The sequence below is a fragment of the Streptomyces sp. NPDC016459 genome, assembly GCF_040632845.1.
Classification (GTDB): Bacteria; Actinomycetota; Actinomycetes; order Streptomycetales; family Streptomycetaceae; genus Streptomyces.
This window is the reverse complement of sequence record NZ_JBEYCR010000007.1, coordinates 271,916-291,308: the sequence shown is the minus strand read 5'-3', so window position 1 is coordinate 291,308 and position 19,393 is coordinate 271,916. Positions and strand designations below refer to the sequence as shown.

The 19,393-nt window shown below is 72.4% G+C and carries 20 protein-coding genes and 1 pseudogene; 12 read left to right on the top strand and 9 right to left on the bottom strand.

Features of this window, described 5'->3' with window-relative positions:
* Positions 1-286: 286 nt before the first annotated feature.
* From ABZ567_RS19930 to ABZ567_RS19895, 8 genes and pseudogenes are all read left to right on the top strand, one after another.
* A pseudogene (locus tag ABZ567_RS19930) lies at positions 287-513 on the top strand (site-specific integrase); the annotation flags it as partial.
* Positions 514-589: 76 nt separating this feature from the next.
* Positions 590-1,435 (top strand): HipA family kinase, encoded by an 846-nt coding sequence (locus tag ABZ567_RS19925; protein ID WP_360791572.1) that lies wholly within the window; start codon positions 590-592, stop codon positions 1,433-1,435.
* Positions 1,432-1,815, top strand: a complete 384-nt coding sequence (locus ABZ567_RS19920) for a DUF3037 domain-containing protein (RefSeq protein ID WP_360791569.1) — start codon at positions 1,432-1,434, stop codon at positions 1,813-1,815. The genes ABZ567_RS19925 and ABZ567_RS19920 overlap by 4 nt, the downstream gene beginning before the upstream one ends.
* 195 nt (positions 1,816-2,010) lie before the next feature.
* Positions 2,011-2,772 (top strand): 3-oxoacyl-ACP reductase FabG, encoded by a 762-nt coding sequence (gene fabG / locus ABZ567_RS19915; RefSeq protein ID WP_360791566.1) that lies wholly within the window; start codon positions 2,011-2,013, stop codon positions 2,770-2,772.
* A 29-nt stretch (positions 2,773-2,801) separates the two neighbouring features.
* Positions 2,802-3,569, top strand: a complete 768-nt coding sequence (locus ABZ567_RS19910; protein WP_360791563.1) for an SDR family oxidoreductase — start codon at positions 2,802-2,804, stop codon at positions 3,567-3,569.
* Positions 3,570-3,717: 148 nt separating this feature from the next.
* Positions 3,718-5,295: an ABC transporter substrate-binding protein gene (locus ABZ567_RS19905; RefSeq protein WP_360791561.1), complete on the top strand. Its 1,578-nt coding sequence runs from the start codon at positions 3,718-3,720 to the stop codon at positions 5,293-5,295.
* An 85-nt stretch (positions 5,296-5,380) separates the two neighbouring features.
* Positions 5,381-6,064, top strand: a complete 684-nt coding sequence (gene ung, locus ABZ567_RS19900; RefSeq protein WP_360791559.1) for a uracil-DNA glycosylase — start codon at positions 5,381-5,383, stop codon at positions 6,062-6,064.
* Between the two features lie 68 nt (positions 6,065-6,132).
* Positions 6,133-6,606 carry a hypothetical protein gene (locus ABZ567_RS19895; protein ID WP_360791556.1) on the top strand — a complete coding sequence of 158 codons (474 nt, stop codon included), beginning with the start codon at positions 6,133-6,135 and terminating at the stop codon, positions 6,604-6,606.
* 65 nt (positions 6,607-6,671) lie between these two features.
* On the opposite strand, the gene ABZ567_RS19890 is transcribed toward ABZ567_RS19895, so the two are convergent.
* The 3 genes from ABZ567_RS19890 to ABZ567_RS19880 form a co-directional block, all read right to left on the bottom strand.
* Positions 6,672-7,169, bottom strand: coding sequence for a hypothetical protein (locus tag ABZ567_RS19890; RefSeq protein ID WP_360791553.1), 498 nt, complete (start codon positions 7,167-7,169; stop codon positions 6,672-6,674).
* Between the two features lie 94 nt (positions 7,170-7,263).
* Positions 7,264-7,791 carry a DinB family protein gene (locus ABZ567_RS19885; protein ID WP_360791550.1) on the bottom strand — a complete coding sequence of 176 codons (528 nt, stop codon included), beginning with the start codon at positions 7,789-7,791 and terminating at the stop codon, positions 7,264-7,266.
* A 44-nt stretch (positions 7,792-7,835) separates the two neighbouring features.
* Entirely contained in the window at positions 7,836-8,462 is a 627-nt protein-coding gene (locus ABZ567_RS19880) for a TetR/AcrR family transcriptional regulator (protein WP_360791547.1), read from the bottom strand.
* A 93-nt stretch (positions 8,463-8,555) separates the two neighbouring features.
* On the opposite strand from ABZ567_RS19880, the gene ABZ567_RS19875 reads away from it, so the two are divergent.
* Complete coding sequence (locus tag ABZ567_RS19875; protein ID WP_360791546.1) at positions 8,556-9,746, top strand: FAD-dependent monooxygenase; 1,191 nt, start codon at positions 8,556-8,558, stop codon at positions 9,744-9,746.
* A gap of 53 nt (positions 9,747-9,799) precedes the next feature.
* On the top strand, positions 9,800-10,705 hold the full coding sequence (locus tag ABZ567_RS19870) for a Gfo/Idh/MocA family oxidoreductase (RefSeq protein ID WP_360791544.1): 906 nt from the start codon (positions 9,800-9,802) through the stop codon (positions 10,703-10,705).
* On the opposite strand, the gene lnt is transcribed toward ABZ567_RS19870, so the two are convergent.
* The 4 genes from lnt to ABZ567_RS19850 form a co-directional block, all read right to left on the bottom strand.
* On the bottom strand, positions 10,650-12,323 hold the full coding sequence (gene lnt / locus ABZ567_RS19865) for an apolipoprotein N-acyltransferase (RefSeq protein ID WP_360791541.1): 1,674 nt from the start codon (positions 12,321-12,323) through the stop codon (positions 10,650-10,652). The two genes, ABZ567_RS19870 and lnt, sit on opposite strands and share 56 nt — an antisense overlap.
* Before the next feature lie 108 nt (positions 12,324-12,431).
* Entirely contained in the window at positions 12,432-12,878 is a 447-nt protein-coding gene (locus tag ABZ567_RS19860; RefSeq protein WP_360791538.1) for a nuclear transport factor 2 family protein, read from the bottom strand.
* A gap of 114 nt (positions 12,879-12,992) precedes the next feature.
* Complete coding sequence (locus tag ABZ567_RS19855; RefSeq protein ID WP_360791536.1) at positions 12,993-13,865, bottom strand: undecaprenyl-diphosphate phosphatase; 873 nt, start codon at positions 13,863-13,865, stop codon at positions 12,993-12,995.
* Between the two features lie 214 nt (positions 13,866-14,079).
* Positions 14,080-14,853: a TVP38/TMEM64 family protein gene (locus ABZ567_RS19850; RefSeq protein WP_360791533.1), complete on the bottom strand. Its 774-nt coding sequence runs from the start codon at positions 14,851-14,853 to the stop codon at positions 14,080-14,082.
* Positions 14,854-15,022: 169 nt separating this feature from the next.
* On the opposite strand from ABZ567_RS19850, the gene ABZ567_RS19845 reads away from it, so the two are divergent.
* Entirely contained in the window at positions 15,023-15,748 is a 726-nt protein-coding gene (locus ABZ567_RS19845; protein WP_360791530.1) for a DNA alkylation repair protein, read from the top strand.
* Positions 15,749-15,826: 78 nt separating this feature from the next.
* Positions 15,827-16,672 carry a fused MFS/spermidine synthase gene (locus tag ABZ567_RS19840; RefSeq protein ID WP_360791528.1) on the top strand — a complete coding sequence of 282 codons (846 nt, stop codon included), beginning with the start codon at positions 15,827-15,829 and terminating at the stop codon, positions 16,670-16,672.
* Here ABZ567_RS19840 and ABZ567_RS19835 read toward each other — a convergent pair.
* On the bottom strand, positions 16,634-18,016 hold the full coding sequence (locus ABZ567_RS19835; protein ID WP_360791526.1) for an MFS transporter: 1,383 nt from the start codon (positions 18,014-18,016) through the stop codon (positions 16,634-16,636). The genes ABZ567_RS19840 and ABZ567_RS19835 overlap by 39 nt on opposite strands.
* Positions 18,017-18,199: 183 nt before the next feature.
* Positions 18,200-19,315 carry a hypothetical protein gene (locus ABZ567_RS19830; protein ID WP_360791524.1) on the bottom strand — a complete coding sequence of 372 codons (1,116 nt, stop codon included), beginning with the start codon at positions 19,313-19,315 and terminating at the stop codon, positions 18,200-18,202.
* Positions 19,316-19,393 lie beyond the last annotated feature (78 nt).

Below are 19,393 nucleotides of genomic sequence, written 5' to 3'. Positions count from 1 at the left end.
GGCAGCGCCTTCGGTGCGCGGGTGGGCGCGTTGGAGCACAACGACCTGCGGCCGACTTGTAGAGCGCGCCCCCGCCCCTGTGCGCCTTCGCTGGAGCCGATTCGTGGTGATCACCGATACCGGCATCTCGGACGCTCTCGATGTGAGCGCCGAGCAGATCCTCGGCACCTACGGTCACAACGACGGCTGACGCCGGCCGCACCGGCGCGGCCGACGGGATGTTCGGGCGTCCACGCCGATCCGCGCGACTCGTACGGCGGAGGAGGAAGTTTTCCCCGCTGCTCACCACGCGCTTCGGCACACCTGCGCCTCGATCGGGTGGGAAGCCGGAGAGGCCGTCGTGACCTGGTCCGATGGCTCGTGCACTCCTCACCGGTGATCACCCTCGGTTACTATGCTCACTTCATGCCGGAAGCCGGCAGCAAGGGGCGCGGCACCATCGACGGTCCGCTGGGGGAACGGGGAGACCGGCTCGCCGGCCGAAGCTCCCCGGACTCTCCCCGGCGCCGTTGACCGGTGATTCCTGCCTCTACGCTCCGGAGAAATCGTCCGTGGAGGGTAAGGCTGAAGAGATGGGTGGCCTGGGAAAGTGTTGGAAGAGGTAGTAGCGACCCGCTATGTCACGCCCTTGCGTGAGGGCGGCTCGCTCCCCGGGATCGTCGAGGCCGACGATCTCGGCACGTACGTCATGAAGTTCACCGGTGCCGGGCAGGGCCGTAAGACGCTGGTCGCCGAGGTCGTCTGCGGGCAGCTCGCCCGCAGGCTCGGGCTGCGGGTGCCGGAGCTCGTCACCATCCAGCTCGACCCGGTCATCGGGCTCTCCGAACCCGACCAGGAGGTGCAGGAGCTGCTGAAGGCGAGCGGCGGGCTCAACCTGGGGATGGACTTCCTGCCCGGATCGCTGGGCTTCGACCCGCTGGCGTACGAGGTGGACCCCGTGGAGGCCGGAAAGGTCGTCTGGTTCGACGCCGTCATCAACAACGTCGACCGGTCCTGGCGCAACCCGAACATGCTCGTCTGGCACGGCGACCTGTGGCTCATCGACCACGGCGCCACCATGATCTGGCACCACAACTGGCCGGGCGCGCAGGCCTCCGCCGCCAAGCCGTACGACGCGTCAGACCACGCACTCGCCCCCTTCTCGCCGGACGTCGCCGCCGCGGCCGCCGAACTCGCGCCGCTCGTCACCCGCGAGCTGCTCGACGCGGTCGCCGCCGACGTACCCGACGAGTGGCTCGTCGACGAGCCCGGTTTCGGCAGCACGGACGAGGTGCGCGCCGCCTATGTCGAGGCGCTGCTGCCCCGCGCCGCCACCATCCACGAGCGGATCACGCTCGGACCCCGCAGCGCGAGCCGGCCCCAGCAGCCGCCCGGCTGGCTCGCCGACCGCCTCGCGCCCCGGCCGCACTCCACCGAGAAGGACAGCACCCCGTGACCGACCGCGATGTCTTCGAGTACGCACTGCTGCGCGTGGTGCCGCGGGTCGAGCGCGGTGAGTACGTCAACGCGGGAGTGGTCGTCTACTGCCGCGCCCGGTCCTTCGTCGCCGCCCGTACGCACCTGGACGAGGCGAAGCTCTCGGCGCTCGACCCGGCGGCCGACGTGGCCGGTGTCCGGGCGGCGCTGCGTGCGGTCGAGGGGGTCTGCCTGGGGGGTGACGCCGCGGGGCAGGCGGCGCGGGACGACGCGGGTCGCCGCTTCCGCTGGCTGATCGCGCCGCGTTCCACGGTGGTCCAGCCGGGTCCGGTGCACACGGGCCTCACCGCCGACCCGGAGGCCGAGGTCGAGCGGCTGCTCGACCTGCTCGTGCGCTGAGCACGCGTGCCCGCTTCCCGGGGGCCGGGGGGCCGGGGTGAGCCGGTGCACCCGGTGGGCCGTTGACACCGGGTGCCAGGGCTTCTAGCGTCTCGTCTGCGGACGATACTAAGCGGTCGCTCATGTGCGGGACGCAGGAGCGGGTGACCGGTTCGGCCGCGACCAGGGACGATCCAAGGGCGAGGAGAACCAAGCATGTCCACCACCGAGCAGCGCGTAGCCGTCGTCACGGGTGCCGCACGGGGAATCGGCGCTGCCACCGCGCTCCGCCTCGCGGCCGAGGGCCGCGCCGTCGCCGTACTCGACCTCGACGAGGCGGCCTGCAAGGACACCGTCGAGAAGATCACCGCCGCGGGCGGCACCGCCCTCGCGGTCGGCTGCGACGTCTCCGACAGCGCCCAGGTGGAGGCCGCCGTCGCGCGGGTCGCCGCCGAGCTCGGCGCGCCCACGATCCTCGTCAACAACGCGGGTGTCCTCCGCGACAACCTGCTCTTCAAGATGTCCGAGGCGGACTGGGACCTCGTCATGAACGTGCACCTCAAGGGTGCCTTCCTGATGGCGAAGGCCTGCCAGAAGCACATGGTGGACGCCGGCTTCGGCCGTATCGTCTCGCTCTCCTCCTCCTCGGCGCTCGGCAACCGCGGCCAGGCCAACTACGCGGCCGTCAAGGCCGGTCTCCAGGGCTTCACCAAGACCCTCGCCAAGGAGCTCGGCAAGTTCGGCATCACCGCCAACGCCGTCGCCCCGGGATTCATCGTGACCGAGATGACCGCGCAGACCGCCGAGCGTGTCGGCATGGGCTTCGAGGAGTTCCAGGCGGCCGCCGCCTCCGTGATCCCGGTGCAGCGGGTCGGCCACCCCGAGGACGTCGCCCACGCGATCGCCTTCTTCACCGGCGACGACGCGGGCTTCATCTCCGGCCAGGTCATGTACGTGGCCGGCGGCCCGCTCAACTGACGACCGGCAGCGAGAGGAGCAAGGCACACATGACCGCACAGGCACGGCCGGAGCTGTCCGGCAAGGTCGCCCTCGTCACCGGCGCGAGCCGGGGCATCGGTTACGGCATCGCCGAGGCACTCGTCGCCCGCGGCGACCGGGTCGTCATCACCGGGCGCGGTGAGGAGGCCCTCAAGGAGGCCGTCGAGCGGCTCGGCGCCGACCGGGCGATCGGCGTCCCGGGCAAGGCCCATGACGAGGCCCACCAGGCCGCCGCCGTCGAGGCCGCGATGGACGGCTTCGGCCGAGTGGACTTCCTGATCAACAACGCGGGTACGAATCCGGTCTTCGGGCCGATCGCCGACCTCGACCTCGGGGTGGCCCGCAAGGTCTTCGAGACCAACGTGGTGTCCGCGCTCGGCTTCGCCCAGCGGACCTGGCACGCCTGGCAGAAGGACCACGGCGGAGCGATCGTGAACATCGCCTCGGTCGCCGGAGTCTCGGCCTCGCCCTTTATCGGCGCGTACGGCATGAGCAAGGCCGCGATGGTCAATCTCACCCTGCAATTGGCGCATGAATTCGCCCCGCTCGTGCGGGTCAATTCCATTGCCCCGGCCGTCGTGAAGACGAAATTCGCGCAGGCTCTGTACGAGGGCCGTGAGGCGGAGGCCGCCGCCGCCTATCCGCTCGGCCGGCTCGGCGAGCCCGAGGACATCGGCGGCGCCGCCGCCTTCCTGACCTCCTCGCAGTCGGAGTGGATCACCGGTCAGACGCTCGTCGTCGACGGCGGGATTTTCCTGAACGCCGGAGTAGCGTGACCGATAATCGGACACTTTCTGGTTTTGGTGTCCGGATTGCGCCCGGTTGAGTAATGAATGCCTCAAGTGCCCCGTCAGACTCGAACGTTGACCTGGCGGGGTGCTGCGGTATCGTCGGCCGACCCCTGGCTGAACGAGGAGCGTGCACGTGTTCAACCGGACCAGTCTGCAGGCCGCTGCAGCCCTTGTGTCCATATCCCTGGTGTCCGGATGCAGTGTCTTCTCGGACAGTGACTCCGCCGGGGATCAGAGGCTCGTCATCGGTACGACGAGTTCTCCCACCACGCTTGATCCGGCCGCCGCCTGGGACAATTCCTGGGAGCTTTTCCGGAATGTCTTCCAGACCCTGGTGAGTTTCCCGACGGGAAGTACCGTCCCGGCCTCGGACGCCGCCGACTGCAAGTTCTCGGACACCGCCAGCAGGGTCTTCGAGTGCAAGCTCGTCGAGGGCCTCACGTTCTCGAACGGGCACAAGCTGGACGCCAAGGCCGTGCAGTACTCGATCGAGCGCATCCGCACGATCAACCACAAGGGCGGCCCCAACGGGATGCTCGGCTCGCTCGACAAGATCGAGACCGTCGGCGACAGGACCGTCGTCTTCCGGCTCAACAAGTCGGACGCCACCTTCCCGTTCGTCCTCGCCACGCCGGCCATGTCCCTCGTGGACCCGGCCGACTACCCGGCCGACCAGCTCCGCACGGACGGCAAGGTCACCGGATCGGGGCCGTACGTCCTCGACTCGTACGCCGAGCGCGAGTCCGCGGAACTCACCAAGAACCCCACGTACAAGGGTTTCGCCGACCGTAAGAACGGCGGCGTGACCATCCGGTACTTCGAGCAGTCCGACGCGATGGTCGCCGCGCTGAAGAAGAAGGAGATCGACGCCACCTACCGAGGCCTCACCGCCGAGGAGGTCGTCGCACTCCAGGAGGACAAGCCCGAGAACAAGGGCCTTCAGCTCGTCGAGTCGACCGGCGCCGACATCCGCTACCTCGTCTTCAACACCCAGGACGCCTCGGTCGCCAAGCCCGCCGTCCGCAAGGCCATCGCCCAGCTCGTCGACCGCGACGAACTGGTCAACAAGGTCTACCAGGGCACCGCCGAGCCCCTGTACTCGATGGTTCCCAAGGGCATCGCGGCTCACACCACCAAGTTCTACGACCGCTTCGGCTCGCCGAGCGCCGCGAAGGCCAAGAAGCTCCTCCGCGACGCGGACATCACCGAACCCGTCGAGCTGACCTTCTGGTACACGACCGACCGCTACGGCTCCTCCACGGCCGCCGAGTTCAAGGAACTCAAGCGTCAGCTCGAGGAGTCCGGCCTTTTCAAGGTCACCGTGCAGGGCAAGCCCTGGAAGGAGTTCCAGGCGGGCTACCAGAAGGGCGACTATCCGGTCTTCGGGCGCGGCTGGTTCCCCGACTTCCCGGACCCGGACAACTTCGTCGCCCCCTTCATCGGCGCGGAGAACGTCCTCGGCACGCCCTACGTGAGCAACCGGATCACCGGCGAGCTGCTCCCGAAGTCCCGCCGCGAGAGCGACCGCGGGGCCGTCGCGGACGAGTTCGTCGAGGCCCAGGAGATCATGGTCCAGGACGTCCGGCTGCTGCCGCTGTGGCAGGGCAAGCTGTACATCGCGGCCCGTGAGGACATCGGCGGCGGCGAGGTCGCCCTCGACCCGCAGACGGTCATGCAGCTCTGGCAGCTGCACCGCCGGGCCAGCTGGTAGGAGACGGCCTGCGGGGGCCACTGTCAGTGGCCCCCGATAGGTTCGGGGACGGAGAAACAGGAACGTCCACCGGAGGTTGTTGACCGTGACCGACACCAGCATGCTGCCCGAGTCCTGGCGGGACGTTCTCGGTGAGGAGCTGCGCAAGCCGTACTTCGCGCAGCTCACCGAGTTCGTCGAGCAGGAGCGCGCCCGGGGGCCGGTCTTCCCTCCGAAGGACGAGGTCTTCGCCGCCCTCGACGCCACGCCCTACGACAAGGTGAAGGTGCTGATCCTCGGTCAGGACCCCTACCACGGTGAGGGGCAGGGGCACGGCCTCTGCTTCTCGGTCCGGCCCGGGGTGAAGACCCCGCCTTCCTTGCGCAACATCTACAAGGAGATGCAGGCCGAGCTCGGTCACCCCGTCCCGGACAACGGCTATCTGATGCCGTGGGCCGAGCAGGGCGTCCTCCTGCTCAACGCCGTGCTGACGGTCCGCTCCGGCGAGGCGAACTCGCACAAGGGCAAGGGCTGGGAGAAGTTCACGGACGCGGTCATCACCGCCGTCGCCTCGCGGCCCGACCCCGCCGTCTTCGTCCTCTGGGGCAACTACGCGCAGAAGAAGCTGCCGCTCATCGACGAGGAGCGGCACGTGGTCGTGAAGGGCGCCCATCCCTCGCCCCTCTCGGCGAAGAAGTTCTTCGGATCGCAGCCCTTCACCCAGATCGACGCGGCCGTCGCGGCCCAGGGACACGAGCCGATCGACTGGCGCATCCCAGACCTCGGCTGAGCCTCGCCCGGATCGGCGCCCGGGGCGGCTAGCGTCGACCCTCCCAGTGGGTGAGCGGTGGAGGCGCGGTGACCGAGCAGCAGCAGGTGTCGGACGACGGGGTCATGACGAGGATCGGGCAGGCGATGATGCTGCTCCACGGCGGCGACCGCGAGGAGGCCCGCAACCGCTTCGGTCTCCTGTGGCAGCAGATCGGCCCCGACGGTGACCCCCTGCACCGCTGCACCCTCGCGCACTACATGGCGGACGCCCAGGACGACGTCGACACCGAGCTGGCCTGGGACCTCCGGGCCCTGAGCGCGGCCGAGGGCTTCGCGGAGGAGCGGCTCGCCGCCCACGGATCGGCCGTCGCGCTCCGGGCGCTGTACCCCTCGCTCCACCTCAACCTCGCCGCCGACTATGTGAAGCTCCAGCAGTTCGACGCCGCCCGCGTCCATCTGGACCGGGCCCGCACGGCTTCGGACCACCTGGACGACGACGGCTACGGGAACGGGGTGCGGGCCGCCATCGAGCGCCTGGAGCGGCGACTCCGCGCGGAGTGAGGAGAAGCGAGGAGTGAGGAGAGCGGGGAGTGAGGAGAGCGGGGAGTGAGGAGAGCGGGGACCGCTCAGCGGCCGTACGTGCCGTGGCAGATCCTCGACGGATCGCTGCCGGGCGCCCAGCCTCCGTACCGCTCGCCCAGTGCGCAGACGTCCGCCCGTGACACCGGTGCCTCCTTCGGCAGTCCGGTCAGTTCCGGCAGTTCGGGGAGCGCCGGCCGGGCCGGGACGCGCGGGCGTTCGTGTTCGCGATCACGCCCGCGCGGTACGGCCTCGGGGCGGCGCACCTCGGCTCGGGCCGGGGGCGCCGCCGCGCGCCGGCGTACGTCCGACGTGGGCGCCGCGCGGGGCGCGGCGGACGGCGGGGGAGCGGGCAGCGCCGCTTCGAGGGCCTCCCGGGCCGGGCCCTCGACGATCTGCGGGGCCACGTCCTGGGGTGGGCGTACGGTCTCCGCTGCGGGTGCGGGAGCGGGCGCCGTCGGCGGGGCGTCCACCGAGACGCAGCCCGCGAGGGCGGCCACGGCCGCCCCGGCCAGGATCTTCGCTGTGGTTCGGGTTCCATGCACCCGCGCAACTCTGCTGGTCCCGCGGTGATCTCCGCGTCCCTACCGCTGGGGAATGCCCCGCACGGGTGCCGCCGCGGGACCGGACTTGACCCGCTCAGTCCCCGGTCGTGCCGTCGATCCGCTCCCTGATGAGGTCCGCGTGGCCGTTGTGGCGGGCGTACTCCTCGATCATGTGGAGGTAGATCCAGCGGAGGTTGAAGGTCCGCCCGGTGCGGTGCTCGCCGTCGCCCAGGTCGTCGAGGCCGCGCGGCGCGGCCAGGGTGCGGGCGTGGGCGATCTCGGCCTGCCAGGTGGCGTAGGCCTCCTCGTAGGTGTCCTCGTCCGTGGTGTGGATGTCCCGGTCGCGGTCCTCGTCGGTCGAGTAGATCCACGGGGCCTTCTCGCCGGCCAGGACGCGGCGGAACCAGCCGCGCTCGACCTCGGCCATGTGGCGGACGAGGCCCAGCAGGTTGAGGTCGGAGGGAGCGGCGGAGGGGGTGCGCAGCTGGGCGTCGTCGAGCCCCTCGCACTTCTGCGCGAGGGTGACGCGGTGGAAGTCGAGCCACTGCTCCAGTGCCTCGCGCTCGCCCGAGGTGGTGGACGGGTCGACGCGGGGCACGGATTCGGTGCGTTCGGTGGTCATGCGCGGCATCGTCCCCCATCGGCACCGGTCGTGCCACCGCTTTCTCACCCCCCGGCGGGCGGGCTGCCGAGCATGCCCCGCAGCAACTCGTCGATGCCGGTACGCAGTTCCGCGAGGCCGGGCGCGGCGGAGTGGAAGGAGCCGACGGCGCAGGAGAACATCAGCCCTTCGGACCAGGCGATGAGGGAGAGCGCGTGCCGCTCCGGCTCCGTCGAGCCGGCGGCCGCCGTCATCGCGGCCAACGGGCCGTGGAACACGGCTCCCGCGGTGTCGAAGAAGGCGCGGAGCTCGGGGCGGCGGGTGGCTTCGAGGGCCAGTTCGTAGCGGGAGACGAGCAGGGCGCGGTGGTCGGTGAGATAGCGGTGCAGGGCGTGCGCGAGGACGTCCGCGAGGACCCCGATGCCGACGGGGGCGTCACTCCCCCCGTCGCCGCCCGGCAGCGCGTCGGGGGTCAGGACTCGTTCCTCCAGCTGCACCTGACGTCGTACGGCCGTCTCCAGGAGGGCCTGCCGGGTGCGCGCGTGATTGGACGTCGAACCCTGCGGCAAGCCCGCCCGTTCGTCCACGGCGCGATGCGTCAGGCCGCGCATGCCGCGCTCGACGAGGAGGTCGAGGGCGGCGTCCCCGATCCGCTCGGCACGGGAGAGGGCGGAATCGCCGGAGGTGCTCATGCGGGACAACCTACTACCCGGCCGACTACATCTGTAGTACGTTCAGGGAGCCGGATGTACTACACCTGTAGTCTCCCGATCCGAGGAGCCCCCATGGAACAGCACCGCGCCGTCGTCGTCGGAGCAGGCATCGGCGGGCTCACCGCCGCCGTCGCCCTTCACCGCGACGGCTGGCAGGTCACCGTCCTGGAGCGCGCCGCCGACCTCGCCCCCGTCGGCGCCGGCATCGGCCTCGCCCCCAACGCCCAGCGCGCCCTGGACGTCATCGGCCTCGGCGACCAGGTACGCGACCTCGCCGCCTGGCAGGGCGACGGCGGCATACGCGTCCCCGACGGCCGCTGGCTCGCCCGTACGAACGCCGAAGCCGCCGCCGCGCGCTTCGGCGGGCCGCTGGTCCTCCTCCACCGCGCCACCCTCGTCGACATCCTCACCTCCGCCCTCCCCGAGGGAACCGTCCGCACGGCGGCCGCGGCATCCCTCGTCGACCCCGGCGACGACCACCGCCCCGCCCGCATCGCCACCCCCCAGGGCGAGACCGAGGCCGAACTCGTCGTCGGCGCCGACGGCATCCGCTCCGCGCTGCGGCACGCGCTCTTCCCCCAGCACCCCGGCACCCGGTACACCGGCTGCACCACCTGGCGGGTCGTCGTCCCCGCCCCCGCCCGGCCCTTCGCCCCGCACGAGACCTGGGGAGCCGGACGACTCTGGGGCACCCAGCCCCTCAAGGACGGCCGGATCTACGCGTACGCCATGGCCACCGCCCCCGCCGGCGGCCGCGCCCCCGACGACGAGAAGGCCGAACTCCTGCGCCTCTTCGGCGACTGGCACCACCCGGTCCCCGAGATCCTCGCCGCCGTCGACCCCGCCCAGGTCCTGCGCCACGACGTCCACCACCTGCCCGACCCGCTGCCGGCCTTCCACCGCGGCCGGGTCGCCCTCCTGGGCGACGCGGCCCACGCGATGATGCCGAGCCTCGGCCAGGGCGGGAACCAGGCCATCGAGGACGCCGTCGTCCTCGCCCACCACGCCCGCTCCGCACCCCGCTTCGCCCCCGGCAGCGCGCTCGCCGCCTACACCGCCGACCGTCTGCCGCGCACCACCGCCATCGTCCGCAAGGCCGCCCGGACCGGAGCGGTCACGATGCTCTCGGCCCGTCCCGCCGTGGCCCTGCGCTCCACGCTCGTCGGCGCCGTCGCCCGCTTCGGGCCCCGACTCGCCCTGCGCGGCTTCGACGGCATCGCCGACTGGCACCCGCCGGTGGCCCACACCCCCCGCGTAAGCTGACCAGCGCGAACGGCCCACGAGAGCGGGCCGCCGGACACGACAAGGGAGACCCCGTGAAGGTTGGCTGCATCGGACTCGGCGACATCGCGCAGAAGGCGTACCTCCCCGTCCTCGCCACCCTCCCCGGGGTCGAACTCCACCTCCAGACCCGCACCGCCGCCACCCTCGACCGGGTCGCCGACACCCTCCACCTGCCGGCCGCCCAGCGCCACCGCGACCTCGACTCGCTGCTCGCCGCCGGACTCGACGCGGCCTTCGTCCACGCGCCGACCGCCGTCCACGCCGAGATCGTCGGCCGCCTCCTCGAAGCGGGCGTCCCCACGTACGTCGACAAGCCCCTCGCCTACGAGTACGCGGAGTCCGAGCGGCTCGTGGAACTCGCCGAGAAGCGGTCGGTCTCCCTCACCGTCGGCTTCAACCGGCGCCTCGCGCCCTCCTACGCCCAGTGCGTCGAGCACCCGCGCGAGCTGATCCTGCTGCAGAAGAACCGGGTCGGCCTGCCCGAGGACCCCCGCACGCTCGTCCTCGACGACTTCATCCACGTCGTCGACACCCTGCGGTTCCTGCTCCCGGGCGAGGTCGACCACGTGGACGTACGGGCCCGGGTCCGCGACGGGCTCATGCACCACGTCGTGCTCCAGCTCTCCGGCGACGGATTCACCGCCATCGGCATGATGAACCGGATGAACGGCTCCACCGAGGAGATCCTGGAGGTCTCGGGCCAGGACACCAAGCGCCGGGTCCTCAACCTGGCCGACGTCGTCGACCACAAGGGCCAGCCGACCCTGCGGCGGCGCGGCGACTGGGTGCCGGTGGCCCGCCAGCGCGGCATCGAGCAGGCCGTCCTCGTCTTCCTCGACGCCGTACGCGACGGGCGGGTCCTCAGCGCGCGGGACGCCCTGCTCACCCACGACCTGTGCGAGCGCGTCGTACGCGAGGCCCTGGCCCAGGCCTCCTGAAGGCCCCCGCGCCCTCGGCGGCGCACACCGCCCCCACCACGACGAGCGCACCGTACAACGGCCAGTCGCCCCACCGGACATAGCCCGTCGTCGTCGCCGCGAGCGGCAACTCGCGGACGGCGACGGCGCTCGCGTCCGTACCGAGGACAGGACCGACCCGGCGCCCGTCCGGACCGTACGCGGTGAGGGTCGCGTGGACGACCGGCCGGCCCGTCTCCGCCGCCCGCAACGCGGCCAGGGAGGCGTGCTGGGCCGGCGCCCAGCTCTCCTGGAAGGTGCTGGTCGCCGACTGGACGACCAGGAGCCCGGCACCGTCCCTCACGAGACGCCGGCCCATGTCGGGGAAGGCGGACTCGAAACAGATCAGCGGCCCGACCCGCAGGCCCCGGCCCCCGTCGGAGCCGGACGCGGGCAGCGTCATCACGACCGGCGCCGTACCCCGCCGCCGGTCCTCCTGGGCCGCCTTGCCGACCGAGGTCACCCAGCCCAGGACCTCACGTGCCGGGACGTACTCGCCGAAGGGAACGAGCCGCATCTTGTCGTAGCGCTCTCCCGTGAGCCCCGTGGGCACGACCAGGACGGCGCTCTTGAAGATGCCAGGCCGGTCGGCGCGGCGGGCGTCCACGTTCACGAGGAGCGGGGCGTCGACCGCCCGCGCCAGGGCGGTCAGCCGGGCGGCGAGTTCGGGACGCCCCGCCGGATCGACGCCCACGCCGCTCTCGCCCCAGACGACCAGGTCGAGCCGCTGCCCCGCGAGCGAACGGGTCAGCTCCTCGGCCCGGGCCAGCCGCCGCTCGGGTCCGTCAGGACCGCCGTACACCCCCGGCTGTACGAGGGCCACCCGCACCGTCCCGCGCTCGCCCGGCGCACCGACGCCCCAGGCGGCGGTGCCCGCGACCAGCGCACAGGCCGTGAGCCCCGCGACCCCGACGGCACGCGGCCCCGGCGCCGCGAGGAGCAGGACCACGGCGGTGTTGACCGCCACCACGAGCAGGCTTACCAGCCAGACCCCGCCGACCGAGGCGAGCCGCAGCGCCGTCGGCACCTCCCACTGGCTCGCCCCCAGCAGTCCCCACGGGCCGCCGAGACCCTCCCAGGAACGGACCAGCTCGATCAGCAGCCAGCCGGACGGCACCGCCAGCAGGGCCGCGGCGGCCCGTGACGGCGACGGCGAACCGCCGAGCAGCGACAGTACGAGCCGGCCCCAGGGCAGCCACAACAGACCCAGCAAGGCGGCGAGCGGCAGCAGGAAGAGGTGCAGGCTGGGCAGCAGCCAGTGGTGGACGGCGAGCACGAAACCGACACCGCCCAGCCAGCCGTCGAGCCCGGCACGGCGCGCCCCCGGAGCCGTACGGATCAGGAGCAGCCACGGGACGAGCGAGAGATACGCCCACCACCACAGGCCGGGGGCGGGGAAGGCGAGCGCGGGCAGCGCACCACAGCCGACGGCGCACAGGGAACGGGCGACCCCGCGCCGCCCCCGCGCTGGGTCGTGGCCCGAGCCACCACCGTGCGGCCGGGCCGGGCCCCGGCGCGGCCCGGAACCCTGACCCCCGGTCCGGGTCCGGCCGGGATCCCGTTCCCGCGCCCGCTCCCGGCTTCCGAACGGAATCCGCATGGCATGCCTCCCGCCCTCGCCTTCAGTGTCGGGCGTGACGGAGCGGGGCGCGGCCCCACGGGACCCAGGAGTTCGGCCTGGTCCGAAGGACACATGGCGCGGGCAGGCTCACGGGTGCCGGCGCCAGCGTTCGTCGACGACGACGGAGCGCAGCCGCCAGCCCACGGCGGTCCGCAGGGCCGTGAACGCGTAGCGCCCCCCGCAGACGAAGTCCTCGCCGGAGGCGAACCGCATGGGGTTGACGTAGTCGGCGCGGACGTCGGCCGCGTCACCCTCTTCCGGATACCCGGGCGGCTCACGGAAGCTGACCCGCCGGTTCACGATGAGGTGCTGGCGTACGGGAAAGAGCGTCATCGTCTCGGCGAGCCAGCCGGCCACCTCGGCGGCCGGCCCCTCGATCCCGCCCGACCCCCGGTAGTCGGCCCGACCGTCGGGGACGAACAGCTCCCGGTACGCGCTCCAGTCGGCGTCGTCCACGGCTGCCGCGTACCCGGTGACCAGGTCGTCGACGGCGATTCGGTCCATCACGGTCGCGAGGTCCACGCGCTGCGTCATCGGCTCAGTGTCGGGCAGCGGACGCCCGGGGCCAAGAGGCGTGCGGGGTCCGCGCGGTTGTGGCGGGGGAGCGGGACGGAACCGGGGCGCCGCGGCACCCGGGCCGAAGGTCGCTCAGTCCGCGGACTCGCCCGCGTGGGGGCTCAGGACGTCCGTGCCGACCAGGAAGAAGAGCAGGATGCCGAGGAGGATGCGGTAGATCACGAAGGGCATGAAGCTCTTGGTGGTGATGAACTTCATGAACCACGCGATCACCGCGTACCCGACGACGAAGGCGATGATCGTGGCGAAGATCGTCGGGCCCCAGGAGACATGGCCTTCGCCCGCGTCCTTCAGCTCGAAGACGCCGGAGGCGAGGACCGCCGGGATCGCGAGGAGGAAGGAGTAGCGGGCGGCCGCCTCGCGGGTGTAGCCCATGAGCAGGCCGCCGGAGATCGTCGCGCCCGAGCGCGAGACGCCCGGGATGAGGGCCATCGCCTGGCAGAGGCCGAAGATCAGGCCGTCCTTCACGCCGAGTTCCTTGAGCGTCTTGCGCTCGCGGACCACCCGGTGGCGCCCGCCGGCCTCGTCGCGCGCGGCCAGCCGGTCCGCGATGCCGAGGACGACGCCCATGACGATCAGCGTGGTGGCGATCAGCCGCAGGTCGCGGAAGGGGCCCTCGATCTGGTCCTTGAACGTGACGCCGAGGACACCGATCGGGATCGAGCCCACGATCACCAGCCAGCCCATCTGGGCGTCGTGGTCCGAGCGCATCGCCTTGTTCGTGAGGGAGCGGGACCAGGCCGAGACGATCCGGGCGATGTCCTTGCGGAAGTAGATGAGGACCGCTGTCTCCGTGCCGATCTGGGTGATCGCGGTGAAGGCCGCGCCCGGGTCGTGCCAGCCGGCGAACGCCGCGGTGAGCCGGAGGTGCGCGCTGGAGGAGATGGGAAGGAACTCCGTCAGCCCCTGGACGAGTCCGAGGATGAACGATTCGAACCAACTCATGGGGCTAGGGCCGTCCCGTTATGTACGTGTGCGGTCAGAAGGTCGTGCGCAGCGTACCGTCCCGAGGTGAATCGCCCGTGCTCAGGCCTCCTGAGGGTCCGTCGGACCCGCCCCGCCGTCCGACGGCCCGGTGTCCGGAGGTGCGCGCCGAGGATCTCGCCGTCGCCAGGGCGCCGCCCCGAGGGACCTCCTGTCGAGGCGCTCTCCTCGATCGTCAGCGGGCGATGCCCACCGGCTCCGGCTCCGGCGCGCCGTCCGGCGCCGGGGAGGGAACCGGGTTTCGTGCGGGGGCCCGCAGGGCGTGGCGCTTGCGCCAGGCCACCACCGCCGCGGCCAGACCCGACAGGACGATGAAGCCGGCGGAGAAGAGGAAGGCCGGCGAGCCCGGCTCACCGGCCTGGGCGCCCGCCACCACGTACGCCGCCGTGTTCGGCACCGAACCGATCGCCGTCGCGAGGAGGAACGGCACGTACCCCATCCGGGAGACCGCGGCGCAGTAGTTGGCCGCCGCGAACGGCACCCCGGGGAACAGTCGGATCGCCAGCATCGAACGGAACCCGTGCCGGCTCAGCTGCCCGTCCGCCGCCGTCAGCCAGCGGCCCCGCAGCAGCGGCCGCAGCGCGTCCTGCCCGAGGAGCCGCCCGAGGGTGAACGCGATCCCGGCGCCCAGGACCGTCCCCGCGATCGCCGCCGTCAGACCCGCGGCGGAACCGAACAGCGCGCCCGCCGCCAGATTGAGCACCGGCCGCGGTACGAAGGCCGCCGTGCACACCCCGTACGCGAGGCCGAAGAGCAGCAGCGCCCCGGCGCCGCTCGTCCGTGGCGGCCAGCCCGATGAGAGGAGCCGCTGCGGCTCGTACAGCACCACGAGGGCCGCCGCCGTGAGCAGCAGCAGGGCGAGCAGGGAGAGCCGCGCGCGGGGCGAGAGCAGGGCCCGGGAGCAACGGACGGCGAGGGAGCCCGGCGGCCGGGGCACGGGAGCGAGCATCCGGGGAGACTAACGGACGCGTCCGTATGATCGCCGTAATGTGCGTCATGTCCGTCCGGACGGGAGCTTGACGACCCGTGCGTCTTGCCTGTCCGGCCCGGGGGCTTGGCGTCCCGTGCGTCTTGCCCGTCCGGGCCGGGATCTGGACGCCCCCAGGGCAGGGAGACCCATGACCGACATCGCGCCGCCGGACGACGGCCTCGCCGACGGGCCCCGCAGCGCCCTCGCCGACACCGTGCTCGATCGGCTGACCAGCGTCTACCCACCCGCCGGAAACCCTTTCCGGGCGCAGGAGATGGTCGCGTACATGAAGGGCGTCGCCCCCTTCCTGGGCGTGCGCACCCCCGAGCGCCGGGCCCTGTCCCGTACCGTCCTCGACGGCACCCCGACCCCCGACGAGGCCGACTGCACCGCCGTCGCCCTGCGCTGCTTCGCGCTGCCCGAGCGCGAGTACCACTACTTCGCCGTCGACTACCTCCGCCGCCACGTGAAGCGCTGCTCCTCCGGCTTCCTCCCCGTGGCCCGCCGGCTCGTCACCACCGTCCCGTGGTGGGACACCGTCGACCACCTCGCCGCCCACGTCGTCGGCGGCCTCGTCGCGGCCGACCCGGCCCTCGGTGACCGCATGGACGAGTGGATCGAGGACGAGGACCCGTGGGTGGCGCGCACCGCGCTCCTCCACCAGCTCCGCTTCAAGGGGGCCACGGACGCCGACCGGCTCTTCGCCCACTGTCTGCGCCGGGCGCCCGACACCGACTTCTTCCTCCGCAAGGCCATCGGCTGGGCCCTGCGCGAGTACGCCAAGACCGCCCCCGACGAGGTCCGCGCCTTCGTCACCGCGCACACCGCCCGTCTCTCCCCGCTCTCCACCCGCGAGGCCCTCAAGCACCTCTGAGCCCCCAAGCACCTCTGAGCCGCCGGCCCCGTCAGGCCGGCCGACTCGCCCTGTCGCCGCCCCCGGCACAATGACCCCGTGAACGAGCAGATCCCCGTCATCCGCGAGGTCGACCAGGGCACCGCGCGCCTCATGCCCGATGTGGACCGGGAGCGGGCCTGGCTCCTGACGGTCGACGGCGCGCCCCAGTCGTACGTCGACCTCGACGACCCGGCGTACCTGGAATTCGAGTACGCGCGCCGGCTCGCCCATGTCGTCGACGGCGCCGCCGACGACGGGACCCCGCTCGACGTCCTGCACCTGGGCGGCGGGGCGCTCTCCCTGCCCCGGTACGTCGCCGCCACCCGCCCCGGCTCGCGCCAGGACGTCGTGGAGGCGGACCGGGGACTGCTCGCGCTCGTCGCGGAACACCTGCCGCTGCCCCCGGGCTCCGGGATCACCGTGCACGCCGCCGACGCCAGACGGTGGCTGGAGACGGCCCCCGCCGCCTCGGCCGACCTGGTCGTCGGAGACGTCTTCGGCGGCTCGCGGGTGCCCGCTCACCTCACGTCCGTCGAGTACGCGCGCGAGGTCCGGCGCGTCCTGCGAGCCGACGGGATCTACGCCGCCAACCTGGCCGACGGGGCTCCCTTCGCCTTCCTCCGCTCCCAGCTCGCCACCTTCGCCGCCGTCTTCCCCGAGCTCGCCCTGGTCGCCGAACCGGCCGTACTGCGGGGCCGCCGCTTCGGGAACGCGGTCCTGGTCGCCTCCGGTCGGGAGATCGACATCGCACACCTCGCGCGCCGGGCCGCGGCCGACGTCTTCCCCGCGCGCGTGGAGCACGGGAAGGCGCTCGGGCGGCTCACGGGAGCCGCGGAACCGGTCCTCGACGCGGGAGCCGTACCCTCACCCGTTCCGCCGGACGGTGCCTTCGGGATCGGCTGAGGCGGAACCGGAACCGGAAGCGGAGGCAGGCGCAGGCACATGGGCCGGGCCCGGCACGGGCGCTGGGACAGGAGCCGGGCCCGGGATCTCCTTCGTGTGCGGACGCCGGGTCAGATTCCGTACGTCCGGCACCACCAGGACCAGGGCCGTGACGAGCACCATGAGCGCCGCCGCGCCCCACAGTGCCTCGCTCCGGCCGAACGCGCTCTCCGCCGGGCCCGCCAGCGCCGTCGTCAGCGGCAGCAGGGCCGTCGAGCCGAACCAGTCGTAGGCCGAGACCCGGGACAGCTTCTCCTCCGGGATCTCCTGGTGCAGGGCCGTCATCCACGAGACGCCGAAGACCTCGATGGCCACGCCGCTCACGAACATGGCGGTCGCGAGCCCCACCGCGTCGAGCGGGACGGCGAGCGCCGCCGACGGCAGGGCGATGGGGAACACGCACAGCGTCCCGACGAACAGCATCCGCCGCGGCCTCCACCGCGCCATCAGGACGGCGCCCGCGAGCGTCCCCACGCCGTACGCGGCGAGCGCGAGGCCCCAGGGCCGCGCGCCGCCCAGGTCGGCGCGGGCGACCAGCGGCCCGTACACCGACTCGACGGCCCCGATCAGCCCCACCACCACGGAGAACTGGGCGACGATCGACCAGAGCCAGGGCCGGCCGACGAACTCGTGCCAGCCCTCCCGGAGATCGGCGAAGAGACCGCCGCCGGGAGCGCGCTCGGGGATGCCGCTCACGTCGAGGAAGGCGCGCAGCCCGGCCGCGACGGCGAAGGCGACCGCGTCGATCAGCAGCACCCAGCCGGGTCCGACGAAGGCGACGAGGGCGCCGCCGAGCGCGGCGCCGCCGATGGTCGCGCTGTGCATGGCCATCCGGTAGACGGCGAAGGCACGGCTCGCCTGTTCGCCGCTGACGCTGGACAGCAGCATGCCCTCCGCCGCCGGGTTGAAGAACGCCTGGCCCGTGCCGCAGAGCGCGGTGAGCACCATCATCTGCCAGATGCGTGCCTCGCCGGCGAGGACGAGGGCGGCGAAGACGGCCTGCGAGACGCAGTTGAGGGCGTTGGCGGCGACCATCACCCGGTGCCGGGGCACCCGGTCGGCGACGGCGCCGCCGATCAGCAGGAAGAGGACGAGCGGCAGGAAGCGCGCCATCGCCACGAGCCCCACGTCGCCCGCGTCGCCCTCGGCTTCGAAGACCGCCCACGTGGTGGCGATCAGAGCGCCGTGCGTGCCGAGGTTGGTCACGATCGTGGCGGCGGTGAGGAGGACGTAGTTGCGGCCGGCCCACTCGGGGCGGCGGGAACCGAGCGGGGTGCGGCGGGTGGCGGCGGCGGGACTGGTCACCCCGGGACTATCCCCGCTGACCTGCCCCGATGCCAAGCCGTTATCGGTGGACCTGACCCGCTGCCCGAGCCACGACCCGGCTGCCGGGCCCCGCCGGCATCCACGCCGCTCCCTGACTGCCCGGCCCAGGACGCCGTCCGGTTCGGCGGACCGGTCCCTCGGCCGGTCCGCCGAACCGGCGGGTCAGGACTCCGGTGCCAGGCGGACCGTCGAGAGGATCTGCCGGATGGTGGTGTCCGGCAGCTCGCCCGCGACCCCGTCGACCGCGTAGAGCACCCAGGTCGTGAAGTCGCCCGCGGCGTTCTTGAAGGTGAAGGCGATCGACTTGCCGTCCGTCTCGCACTTGTTGCGCTTCTTGACGCCCGGGGCCGTTGCGGTCGCCATGCTGCCGGTGAGCCCGGAGGCCGTCTTGTAGGGAACGGCCTTGGTGATCTTGATGGTGTTCTTGGGCATGTGCTGCGCGTAGCCGCCCCACACCCACGATCCGGCCTCGCCGTACGCCGCGTCCGCGGTGTTCTTGGCGCCTTGGCCGCCCTTGGTGCCCGCGGTGCTCAGGCCCCAGGTCTCGGGGGTGCCGTTCTTGTCGACGTCGTACGTGCACCACTCGCTCTTGAGGCGCGTCGGCGACGTCATCGTCATCAGGGGGCTGCCGTCGTTCTTCTTCTCGTCCTCGAACGCGGTGATCATCCCCGACTTCATCACCTCCCACTCCGGCGGTACGTCGAAGAGGGTGTTGTACTTCGGGTTGTAGACGACCTTCCAGCCGGGGATCGTCGGCTGATGGGCGGCGCCGTCGCGCGGGTTGGCGATCGACGGGGTGCCGCTCGGGTCCGTCGACGGGCTCGCCGGCGCGGAGGGCGGAGCGGACGGGTTCGTGCCGTCGGCGGTCGGCTGCTTCCCGTCGTCCTTGCCGAGCACCAGGAAGCCGGTGACACCGGCCGCGACGACCACGGCGACGGCGGCGACGATCGCCACCAGCGTCGTCTGCTTCCTCTTCCCGCCGGCGGGACCACCGGGCACACCCGGGCCGGGCACCGCGTACTGCTGCGGCACGGTCGGCTGCTGGTACGGGTTCGGCTGGCCGTAACCGGGCTGCTGTCCGTACCCCTGCTGCGGGTACCCCGGCTGCGCCGGCGGCTGTTGCGGGTAGCCGGGCTGTGTCGGCGGCTGCTGGTACCCGGGCTGGGCCGGCGGCTGCTGATACGGGTTCGGCTGCTGGTACCCCGACTGCTGGTAGGGGTTCTGATTCTGGTCCTGCGGGTTCTGCTCGCCCCCGGGCGGCTGCTGTCCTGGCCACATGGCCAGTAACCATAGAGGTGCCCGGGTCCGGCGACCATGCCCGCCCCGGCACCGGGGGACCGCGAGGGGATGGCCAAG

Excerpts from the sequence above, each read along its gene's own strand:
- ABZ567_RS19830 (WP_360791524.1), bottom strand. The coding sequence starts at position 19,315 with ATGTGGCCAGGACAGCAGCCGCCCGGGGGCGAGCAGAACCCGCAGGAC.
- ABZ567_RS19885 (WP_360791550.1), bottom strand. The coding sequence starts at position 7,791 with ATGACCACCGAACGCACCGAATCCGTGCCCCGCGTCGACCCGTCCACC.
- lnt (WP_360791541.1), bottom strand. The coding sequence starts at position 12,323 with ATGCGGATTCCGTTCGGAAGCCGGGAGCGGGCGCGGGAACGGGATCCC.
- ABZ567_RS19860 (WP_360791538.1), bottom strand. The coding sequence starts at position 12,878 with ATGACGCAGCGCGTGGACCTCGCGACCGTGATGGACCGAATCGCCGTC.
- ABZ567_RS19855 (WP_360791536.1), bottom strand. The coding sequence starts at position 13,865 with ATGAGTTGGTTCGAATCGTTCATCCTCGGACTCGTCCAGGGGCTGACG.
- fabG (WP_360791566.1), top strand. The coding sequence starts at position 2,011 with ATGTCCACCACCGAGCAGCGCGTAGCCGTCGTCACGGGTGCCGCACGG.
- ABZ567_RS19910 (WP_360791563.1), top strand. The coding sequence starts at position 2,802 with ATGACCGCACAGGCACGGCCGGAGCTGTCCGGCAAGGTCGCCCTCGTC.
- ABZ567_RS19845 (WP_360791530.1), top strand. The coding sequence starts at position 15,023 with ATGACCGACATCGCGCCGCCGGACGACGGCCTCGCCGACGGGCCCCGC.
- ABZ567_RS19875 (WP_360791546.1), top strand. The coding sequence starts at position 8,556 with ATGGAACAGCACCGCGCCGTCGTCGTCGGAGCAGGCATCGGCGGGCTC.
- ABZ567_RS19880 (WP_360791547.1), bottom strand. The coding sequence starts at position 8,462 with ATGAGCACCTCCGGCGATTCCGCCCTCTCCCGTGCCGAGCGGATCGGG.
- ABZ567_RS19850 (WP_360791533.1), bottom strand. The coding sequence starts at position 14,853 with ATGCTCGCTCCCGTGCCCCGGCCGCCGGGCTCCCTCGCCGTCCGTTGC.